Origin of the sequence: Arthrobacter sp. 2YAF22_2, assembly GCF_052114645.1 — a bacterium.
Classification (GTDB): domain Bacteria; phylum Actinomycetota; class Actinomycetes; order Actinomycetales; family Micrococcaceae; genus Arthrobacter.
In genome coordinates this window covers 1-8,757 of record NZ_JBFRFD010000100.1, presented here as the reverse complement: position 1 = coordinate 8,757, position 8,757 = coordinate 1, and the positions used below count along the sequence as shown (strand labels likewise).

Genomic DNA, 8,757 nt, shown 5'->3' with positions numbered 1-8,757 from the left:
CTCTAGTGCGGGGCTTGATGCGGCGAACGGATAAGCGAAACTGGTGATGCGGAATCCCAGCGCGGTAAGGGCCCTGCGGTCATTACAGATTTGGCGTTGTTCCTCAGCGGTGTCGGCCAAGGTCAAATCCGGATGGGTGACGGTGTGGCCGGCAATCTCGTTGCCGGCTGTTTGAAGCGCCAGCGCCTGGGCGGTGTTCATGTAGACAGGGTCGGAGTTGAGGAAGCCGGACGGGATGTAAAAGGTTCCCTTCAGCCCCTTGGAGTTCATATACGCCGCGGCGGCCAGCTGGTCGACGTGAGAATCATCGAAGGTCAATGACACGATGACGGGGGAAGCGGCGCTGGCAGGCTGGGCCAGAACGGCCGAATTGAAGAGGGCTGCCAGCAAGATCGCCGTCGTACCCATAGCTGCCGCGGTGGCACCGCGGCGTTGACGTTTCTGCAAAGGATGGCCTCGCCCAAGGCGTGAGACCCCTGTCCACCAAGATTGCATTGCAGGTCCAATCGTCGCGCCTGCGACAAGACTGGTGGACTCTTTCGCGCCCCTTCGTGTGTCTCTCCCATCGCACGGCTACAGACTCACCAGTACTCATCACGGGCATATATTTATTGTTCGTTAGCAGCGGTCGCGACCATGGAGCAGACCGGCTCACGTCGGCGATCCCATCCCAGCACCCGCTGATGAGCGTCACGCTACGGTTGCCTTGGGACAGGGGCAACGGTAGCCACCACTTGGTTTTACTACTTGGTTACAGCACTTGGTACCAGCGGAACCAAGTAGGCGGGGCGTGGCATTGGGAGCCCCGTGAACTTGTCGCGCTGGCAGCCGGACTAGCTCGTAGGCTTGGCCCAGGTTCGTGAGGTGATGCCTCCCGTGGATTCGACTCCGTGGGCCGCGTCGACTTCAACCCCGTGGAGGGCTTCGGACGAACTGAAGCCCGCGCTGGACACACCTCGATCTGGGACGCGGCTCGAAGAGTCAGATTAAATCCTCTGGGCAGGTGGCGGTTGAAACCCTGTGCGGCGAGCCCGGCGCAAGGAAAGGGGCAGAAGCCAATGGAGTTGGCTTCTGCCCCTTTCATTTGCACTTGGGCAAAGACAGTCTTTGAGGGCCGCGCGCCTGCTGCGAACCTTCGAAGGTCAGGGGCCCTGGGCCGTGAGGCTGTAGTCGTCCGTTACGAGCGTTCCCGGGCTGCTCAGCGTCAACGCCATAGACATCGCCGTGGCTCCCGGGGGAACTGGTGGGGATGTCCAGCTGGTCTGGGCGTATGTCGCCGAAGGGAGGACGAACGGGCTGGATGTCCAGTAGTGCCAAGCCCCTTGGCCGATCCGGTAGTAGAGCTCGAATTGGGTTTGTGCCGTCGAGGTGTACCAGGCCGACATGGTGTAGCTGCGACCAGGTGTGACGGTGGGGGTGCACTGGCCGGTGTCAAGCGGTGGCAGCACTTTGGCATCGCCATTTGTGTAGGCGGTCATGACCACTTGGGTGGCGGCATGGCCGGTATGCGCAGCCGTCACCGTGCTACTCGTGTACGTATTGGTCCCGTAGGATCCTGGCACCCAGCAGTCCGGGGGGCCGCCCGCTACGGAGCCTGCCGTCTCAAATCCGGGGTTGCGGATCAGGTTACCCGAAGTGATCGGCGCCGGCGGAGTCGGTCCATTGGCAGCCGGAGGCTTGACCGGGCCGGCGATCACCTGGTCCACGGTTTTCACCTCGACCCGACCAGCGGCCTGCTCGGCCGCCAGGAAATCAATCAGGGCGTTGAAATCTGCGGTGGGGACGCTGAGCGACTCACCCGCGACACCGATGTGGTGGAACGAATACTGCATCCAGCCGCCACCGGGCTCGGCCTTCAGGGTCAGATCCTTGAGGTTCTGCAGTGTCCACGTGTTGTCGACCTGGTCTGGTGCCTGAGTCAGGTAGGGGTCCGCGGGCGGGATGGTCTCGGCCAGGGGGAGGCCAGCGGAGGCCGGGTCCTGACTTGCGATGTCGCCTAGACCACGCGCGCTGTTGTAGCCGCATGCGGCCACAATGGCCTCGAGTCCAGGGCTCGACGCCGCAAATGGATAGGCGAAGCTGGTGATGCGGAATCCCAGCGACGTCAAGGTGTTGCGGTCGTTGCAGAGTTGACGCTGTTGTTCACCGCTGTCGGCCAAGGTCAAATCGGGGTGGGTGATCGTGTGTCCCGCGATCTCGTTGCCGGCTGTTTGAAGTGCCAACGCCTGGGCGGTGTTCATGTAGGCGGGGTCGGAATTGAGGAAGCCGGACGGGATATAAAACGTTCCGTGCAGGCCCTTGGAGTTCATATACGCCGCGGCGGCCACCTGGTCGACGTGGGAGTCATCGAAGGTCAGCGACACGACGACGGGCCCGGCAGCGCGGGCAGGCGGGGCCAGAACGGCCGAGTTGAAGAATGTAGCCAGCAGAAGTGCCGCTGTACCCATGGTTGCCGCAGCAGCCCCGCGGTTGTGGCGTTTCTGCATGGGATGGTCCCGACCAAAGCGTGAGACCCCAGAGCGTAGTGTTTGCATCCCAAATCCAATCGTCGCGCCTGCGACTTGACTGGTGAGCTCTTTCGTGCGGTTTCCTGTGTTCTTCATATCGCACAGCTACCGAGATTCCGGTCCTCACCACAGGCATGGAGTTATCGGCCTTCAGAAGTGGTCCCGAGAGTTGGTGGCAGACCGGTTCCGGTTTGCATCCCAGTCGGACTACTGCCGATGGGCGCCACGCTACGGTTGGGTTACGAAGGTGTCAACGGTAAGCACCACTTGGTTCCACCACTCGATTTCACGCCTCGGCTCCGCCTGACCCAAGTAGTGGGGGTGGACAGAAGGAGCTTTCTGGCTTGTCCTGCTCGTGGCCAGAGTAGCTGCCGTTACCTGTGGGGCAATTGTTAGGGCGGCCGGCGCGGTTTATCCACATGGGCCCTCCCGGCCCCTTGCCCAGCCACCCGTGCACCCTTAGCTTTAATCCAAGTTGCACTGCCCCAGGGGAGGGGTAGCGGTCATGTTGGGGGCACCGTGGAAGCTGTGCGCATCGTCGAAGACGAGGTCCGTGAGCTGATCCGTCGTCGAGGGCTCGACCCGTTGCGCCAGGCCGGCGAGGTCCGGCGCCTCGTGGACGAGGCGATCAGCGACTACGACGAGCGCGCGTTGCTGGCGCCACTGCCTCCCATCGGCTCCCTCGATACCGCCCGCCGGTTCGTCTTTGACGCGGTTGCGGGCTTTGGTCCGTTGCAGCCACTGCTGGATGACCCCGCGATCGAGGAGATCTGGCTCAACGCGCCCGATGAGATTTTCGTCGCGCGCAACGGAGAATCGGAATTGACATCCGTCGCCTTATCCGAGCAACAGGTCCGCGACCTCGTGGAACGCATGCTCAAGAGTTCGGGCCGACGGCTGGACCTTTCTTCCCCGTTCGTCGATGCAGCACTTGCGGACGGCTCGCGATTGCATGTCGTCATCCCGGACGTCACGCGCCGCCACTGGGCAATCAACATCCGCAAATTCGTGGTCAAGGCCGCCCGGTTGGAACATCTTGTGGAGCTGGGAACGCTCACCCCGCAGTCGGCCCGGTTCCTCGGGGCGGCGGTCGCCAGTGGGCTGAATATCCTCGTCTCCGGGGCCACCCAGGCAGGCAAAACCACCATGCTCAATTGCCTCGCCGCCAGCATCGGCAGCCGCGAGCGGGTGGTCACGGTGGAGGAAATCTTCGAGCTCCAATTCCCGCTCCGCGACGTCGTGGGGTTGCAGTGCCGGCAACCCAACCTTGAGGGGGAAGGCGAAATCCCGCTCCGCCGCCTCGTGAAGGAGGCGCTTCGGATGCGGCCGGACCGGCTCGTTGTCGGCGAAGTCAGGGAAGCCGAAAGCCTGGACATGCTGATCGCCTTAAATTCAGGCATGCCTGGCATGTGTACCGTCCATGCGAACTCGGCCCACGACGCGGTCACCAAGATCTGCACGCTGCCGTTACTCGCCGGGGAAAACATCTCATCCGCCTTCGTTGTCCCCACCGTCGCCTCCTGCATCGACCTGGTGGTCCACTGCAGCCGGCAGGCGAACGGACGCCGGCAGGTCACGGAGATCCTCTCGCTGGGTCGCCGGGTGGAAAACGGTGTGATCGAATCGTCCATGGTGTTCGACATGGCCGCCGGTCAGCTCGAACCGAGGGCGAATTCAATGCCTGCCGCGGAGAAGTTCGCGCGCTCCGGGTACGACGTCGCGGCGCTGCTGGAGGCGCGCTAATGGCGCCGCTGTTGGGGGTACTCGGGGGTGCCGGACTCCTGCTGGTCTGGTGGTCGGCCTGGGAACGGCCACCGGCGCCTGAACGCCGGCACAGAGCCAGCCGGCTGGAGGACCTGCTGCGGGCCGCCGGCATCGAAAAAGTCAGCAGGCTCGGCCTGATCGCAACATGCTGCGGGGTGGGTGCCTTCGTGACGCTCGTGTTCTTCGCCGGCACCAGGTCCTGGCCGATCTCCGGCTGCTTCGGTCTGTTTGGCGGCTGGTTGCCGCTGGGCATCGTGAAGTGGCGGGCCCGGAAGCGCATGGCCGTGCTCCGCGAGTTGTGGCCGGACGTCGTGGACCACCTGCGCTCGGCGATCCGGGCGGGCTTGTCGTTGCCGGAGGCGCTGATCCAGCTGGGTGAGAAGGGGCCCTCCGAGTTGCGCCCGCTGTTCCGTGACTTCGGTGCCGACTACCGGTCCGGAGGCCAGTTTGACCCGGCATTGAACCGGCTGAAAGAACGGCTCGCCGATCCCGTGGCGGACCGGATCGTTGAAGCGCTCCGGCTGACCCGGGAGGTCGGCGGCTCGGACCTTGGCCGCCTGTTGGGGACCCTCGGCGAATTCCTGCGCGAGAACGCGCGTACCCGCAGTGAGCTGGAGGCTCGGCAGTCGTGGACAGTCAACGCAGCCCGGCTCGCAGTGGCCGCGCCGTGGATTGTCCTGGTGCTCCTGGCGAGCCGGCCCGAAGCTGTGGCGGCCTACGACTCGCCTGTCGGCGCCGCAGTCCTGGTCGGCGGATTGCTCGTCTCGCTTTTTTCCTACGCCGTCATGCTGCGTATCGGGGCCCTGCCGCAGGACGAGCGGGTACTCCGGTGAGCGGGCTGATGGCGAGCGCGGTGGCCTGCGGAGCCGTCCTGGGCGGCGGTCTCTGGCTACTATTGGTGCGCTTGCCGTTCCTTCGTCCCATTAGCTTCGCGGAGCGGATCGGACCACAGCTAAGATCGCACGCCACGGAATCCCGTCTGTTGCGCCCGGCTCCCGGAAACGTCACGCCCTTCGGCCCACTGGAGCGGATCCTGCGTCCGGTGTTCCGCGACTGGGGCCGGGCGGTGGGCAGGCTTAGCCCTGGTTCCTCGGCACTGAACCGGAGGCTTGCCCGGGCCGGCGGCACGAAGTCCTCGATGGACTTCCGCGCGGAGCAGCTGATTTGGGCGGTCGGCGGATTCGTGGCCGCCGCGGTGGCCGTGTTGTTGGGAGGAGCCGTCGGACGGTTCAATCCGTTGTTTGCGGTGCTGATCGTGCTGGGCGCAGGCCTCGCCGGATTCCTGCTGCGCGATTACACGCTCGGTGGCCAGGTCAGGAAGCGGGAGGCCCGCATGATGGCGGAGTTCCCCAGCGTGGCCGAACTCATGGCGCTGGCTGTCAGCGCGGGCGAGAGCGCTACCGGCGCTCTGGACCGGGTCTGCCGAAGGACCCAGGGGGAACTGTCAAAGGAGTTCGCCAAGGTGCTGGCCGATACCCGAGCAGGCAAGCCGCTGGCCGATGCCCTGCAGGAATTTTCGTCCCGCACCGAACTCGGACCGCTGGTGCGCTTTGTGGACGGGCTCATCGTGGCCGTGGAACGCGGGACTCCGCTGGCGGAAGTCCTGCGCGCGCAGGCCCAGGACGTTCGTGATACGGCGAAGCGTGACTTGATGGAGTCCGCCGGAAAGAAGGAAATCGGCATGATGGTGCCGCTCGTCTTCGGTGTGCTGCCGCTGACAGTGGTGTTTGCCGTCTTCCCGGGGCTGGCGGCCATCAGCCTGGGACTTTGAGTATCCGCACAAGGGAACGAGTAGAAAGCGCAACGTTTAGACAAACATCTAAAAAAAGGGGAAACAGTGAAGACATTTGGTATCCGCACGATATTAATGGCCAGCCTGGCGGGCCTGCTCTTCGGGCGCTCCGGCAGCCCCGGCACGCGAGACCGGGGGCCGACCCGAGGCCAGGACCTTGGCGAGCGCGGCGACGTGCCGGGCTGGGTGATGATCACGCTGATGTCGGCCGTCCTCGTCGCCGCGTTGCTGGCGCTCGCGGGACCGGCACTGGAGGGGCTCTTCAACCAGGCCATGCAAAAAGTCGGGCAGTAGGCGGTGGCTGCCGCCGGCGCGTCCGCGCGGGAGGCGGTGGAAGGACCGGCCGGACCCGTCGTGGAAGTTGCGGCCTGCCCGGACTTGGAGCGTGCGGACGGGCCTGATCCGGGTGCGCCCGTAGTCCCCGGCCGGGAATACGGCTCCGCGGTGGTGGACTTCGTCCTGGTCGGCGCTCTGCTTACGCTTTTCTTCCTGGCCGTTGTCCAGCTCGCCCTCGTCCTGCACGTCCGCAACACGCTGATTGACGCCGCCGCCTCCGGCGCCCGGTACGGCACGCTGGCCGACCGCGGTGCCGCCGACGCCAAAGAGCGCACCACGCAGCTGATCGGCGTCGCCCTCACCGCGGAGTTCGCCCGGGACGTCAGCACCACTGAGACGACCTACCGGGGCATCCGCACCCTCGAGGTGACGGTCCGCGCCCCGCTGCCGGTCATCGGACTGATCGGCCCGCGCGAAATGCTGGAGGTGAAGGGCCATGCCGCCATCCAACCCTAGATCCAGCCCAGGCGCCGCCCACGGCGCCCACGGCGTCCACGACCATGACGCCGGCCCAATCGGAGACGACGCCGAACGGGGGAGTGCCGTCGTCGAATTCACCTTCCTTTCACTCCTCCTGATGGTGCCGGTGGTCTACTTCATCATCACGGTCGGCCAGCTCCAGGGCGGTTCGTTCGCGGTGGTCGGCGCTGCGGAGCAGGCCGCCAAGGTCTACGTCGCCCAGCCCGACGCGGCCAGCGGCCGGGCCGCCGCCGAACAGGCCGTGCAACTGGCGCTCGCCGACCACGGGCATCCGGCGGAGAATGCCAGCCTGGAGACCAGCTGTGATCCCGCCGACTGTTCCGCGGCCGGGACCGCCGTGACCATCACCGTGCACCTCACAGTGCCGCTGCCGTACGTGCCCTTCGGCGACACGCTGCGGCTCGACGCCGGACACCTCAGGGCCAGCGCCACCCAGATCGTCGGGCGGTTCCGATGACCGCGGGACCACCCGGTTACGGAGGCGGCCGTCGAGGCGGCGCCGGCCAACGCCGAACCCGCCAACGCCGTACCCGCCAAAGCCGCAGCCGCCGCGCTGAGGACGGCCAACTGATGGTGCTGATCATCGGCTACGTGTTGCTGGCCCTGCTTATCACCACGGTGGTCACGGCCGCGTCCAGCGTGTACATCGAACACAAGAAGCTGCTGTCGCTCGCCGACGGTGCCTCCGTGGCCGCCGCGGACAGCTTCACCCTGGGCCAACTGGAGAGCGCCTCCGGCCGCCCCACCGCCGTCCTCAGCGCCGGCAGGGTGCGCAGCACCGCAACGGACTACCTGAACCGCGACGGCGCGTTCGCCCGGTTCAGCGCCCTCTCCGTCGCCCCGGCGACGGGCAGCCCGGACGGTTCCACCGCCGTCGTCGTGCTCAGCGCCGCCGTCCACCCGCCGATCGTCAACTTCCTGGTTCCGGACGGCATCCGGATCGAGGCGACGTCGACTGCGCGGTCCCGGCTCACACGCTGACCGGGGCCCCACTCCGCATACCCGCACTCCGCATACCCGCGCTCCGGGTGCCCCGCGGCGGATAGCGTAGGCTTGAAAAACCATGGCAAACATTGATTTTCCCGCAGAAATCCGCGCGCTGCGCTCCACCTACACCTCGATCGAGAACGTTTCCAACGTCGAGGCGCTGAAGGAAGACATCGCCGAATTGAGCGAACGCGCGGGTGAACCGAACCTCTGGGATGACCCCGCGGCCGCGCAGGTCATCACCTCCAAGCTCTCGCACAAGCAGTCCGAACTGGAACGGCTGAACAGGCTGGCCGCCCGGATCGACGACCTGGAAGTCCTTGTGGAACTGGGCCAGGACGAAGACGACGCCGCCTCCATGGGGGAAGCCGCGACGGAACTCGAATCGATCCGCAAGGCGCTGACAGACCTCGAGGTGGTCACCCTGCTCTCCGGCGAATTCGACGAGCGCGAAGCCGTGGTCACCATCCGGGCCGGCGCCGGCGGTGTCGACGCGGCAGACTTCGCCGAGATGCTGCTGCGGATGTACCTGCGCTGGGCCGAACGCCACGGCTACCCGACCACCATCATGGACACCTCGTACGCCGAAGAGGCCGGGCTGAAGTCCGCCACCTTCGAGGTCAAGGCCCCCTACGCCTTCGGCACGCTCAGCGTCGAGGCCGGCACTCACCGGCTGGTGCGGATCAGCCCGTTCGACAACCAGGGCCGCCGCCAGACCTCGTTCGCCGCCGTCGAGGTCATCCCCCTGATCGAGCAGACCGATTCCATCGACATCCCGGACAATGAAATCCGTGTCGACGTCTTCCGCTCCTCCGGCCCGGGCGGTCAGTCGGTCAACACGACAGACTCCGCCGTGCGCCTGACCCACATCCCCACCGGCACCGTGGTGTC

Annotated in this window: 10 protein-coding genes; 8 read left to right on the top strand and 2 right to left on the bottom strand. The window is 65.8% G+C overall.

The window, feature by feature from the left end:
- On the bottom strand, positions 1–390 hold a 390-nt coding region (locus tag AB4Y86_RS06205), incomplete at its 3' end, for a polysaccharide deacetylase family protein (RefSeq protein ID WP_441401054.1).
- A gap of 752 nt (positions 391–1,142) precedes the next feature.
- Complete coding sequence (locus tag AB4Y86_RS06200) at positions 1,143–2,603, bottom strand: polysaccharide deacetylase family protein (protein WP_441401052.1); 1,461 nt, start codon at positions 2,601–2,603, stop codon at positions 1,143–1,145.
- A 423-nt stretch (positions 2,604–3,026) separates the two neighbouring features.
- On the opposite strand from AB4Y86_RS06200, the gene AB4Y86_RS06195 reads away from it, so the two are divergent.
- From AB4Y86_RS06195 to AB4Y86_RS06160, 8 genes are all read left to right on the top strand, one after another.
- On the top strand, positions 3,027–4,250 hold the full coding sequence (locus AB4Y86_RS06195; protein WP_441401050.1) for a CpaF family protein: 1,224 nt from the start codon (positions 3,027–3,029) through the stop codon (positions 4,248–4,250).
- The gene (locus AB4Y86_RS06190; protein ID WP_441401048.1) at positions 4,250–5,104 is read left to right on the top strand and encodes a type II secretion system F family protein; all 855 of its coding nucleotides are present in this window, start codon (positions 4,250–4,252) and stop codon (positions 5,102–5,104) included. Before AB4Y86_RS06195 ends, AB4Y86_RS06190 begins: the two co-directional genes overlap by 1 nt.
- A gap of 8 nt (positions 5,105–5,112) precedes the next feature.
- The gene (locus AB4Y86_RS06185; protein WP_441401057.1) at positions 5,113–6,042 is read left to right on the top strand and encodes a type II secretion system F family protein; all 930 of its coding nucleotides are present in this window, start codon (positions 5,113–5,115) and stop codon (positions 6,040–6,042) included.
- A gap of 66 nt (positions 6,043–6,108) precedes the next feature.
- Complete coding sequence (locus AB4Y86_RS06180) at positions 6,109–6,357, top strand: hypothetical protein (protein WP_441401047.1); 249 nt, start codon at positions 6,109–6,111, stop codon at positions 6,355–6,357.
- An 84-nt stretch (positions 6,358–6,441) separates the two neighbouring features.
- Positions 6,442–6,855 (top strand): TadE family protein, encoded by a 414-nt coding sequence (locus AB4Y86_RS06175; protein ID WP_441401056.1) that lies wholly within the window; start codon positions 6,442–6,444, stop codon positions 6,853–6,855.
- A complete protein-coding gene (locus AB4Y86_RS06170; protein WP_441401045.1) occupies positions 6,836–7,336 on the top strand; it encodes a hypothetical protein in 501 nt (166 codons plus the stop codon). Before AB4Y86_RS06175 ends, AB4Y86_RS06170 begins: the two co-directional genes overlap by 20 nt.
- Before the next feature lie 113 nt (positions 7,337–7,449).
- Complete coding sequence (locus tag AB4Y86_RS06165) at positions 7,450–7,860, top strand: pilus assembly protein TadG-related protein (protein ID WP_441401043.1); 411 nt, start codon at positions 7,450–7,452, stop codon at positions 7,858–7,860.
- Between the two features lie 82 nt (positions 7,861–7,942).
- On the top strand, positions 7,943–8,757 hold an 815-nt coding region (locus AB4Y86_RS06160; protein ID WP_441401041.1), incomplete at its 3' end, for a PCRF domain-containing protein.

What these genes read in the sequence shown, in the direction of transcription:
- AB4Y86_RS06200 (WP_441401052.1), bottom strand. Translation starts at nt 2,603, where the DNA reads ATGAAGAACACAGGAAACCGCACGAAAGAGCTCACCAGTCAAGTCGCA.
- AB4Y86_RS06190 (WP_441401048.1), top strand. Translation starts at nt 4,250, where the DNA reads ATGGCGCCGCTGTTGGGGGTACTCGGGGGTGCCGGACTCCTGCTGGTC.
- AB4Y86_RS06170 (WP_441401045.1), top strand. Translation starts at nt 6,836, where the DNA reads ATGCCGCCATCCAACCCTAGATCCAGCCCAGGCGCCGCCCACGGCGCC.
- AB4Y86_RS06165 (WP_441401043.1), top strand. Translation starts at nt 7,450, where the DNA reads ATGGTGCTGATCATCGGCTACGTGTTGCTGGCCCTGCTTATCACCACG.
- AB4Y86_RS06185 (WP_441401057.1), top strand. Translation starts at nt 5,113, where the DNA reads ATGGCGAGCGCGGTGGCCTGCGGAGCCGTCCTGGGCGGCGGTCTCTGG.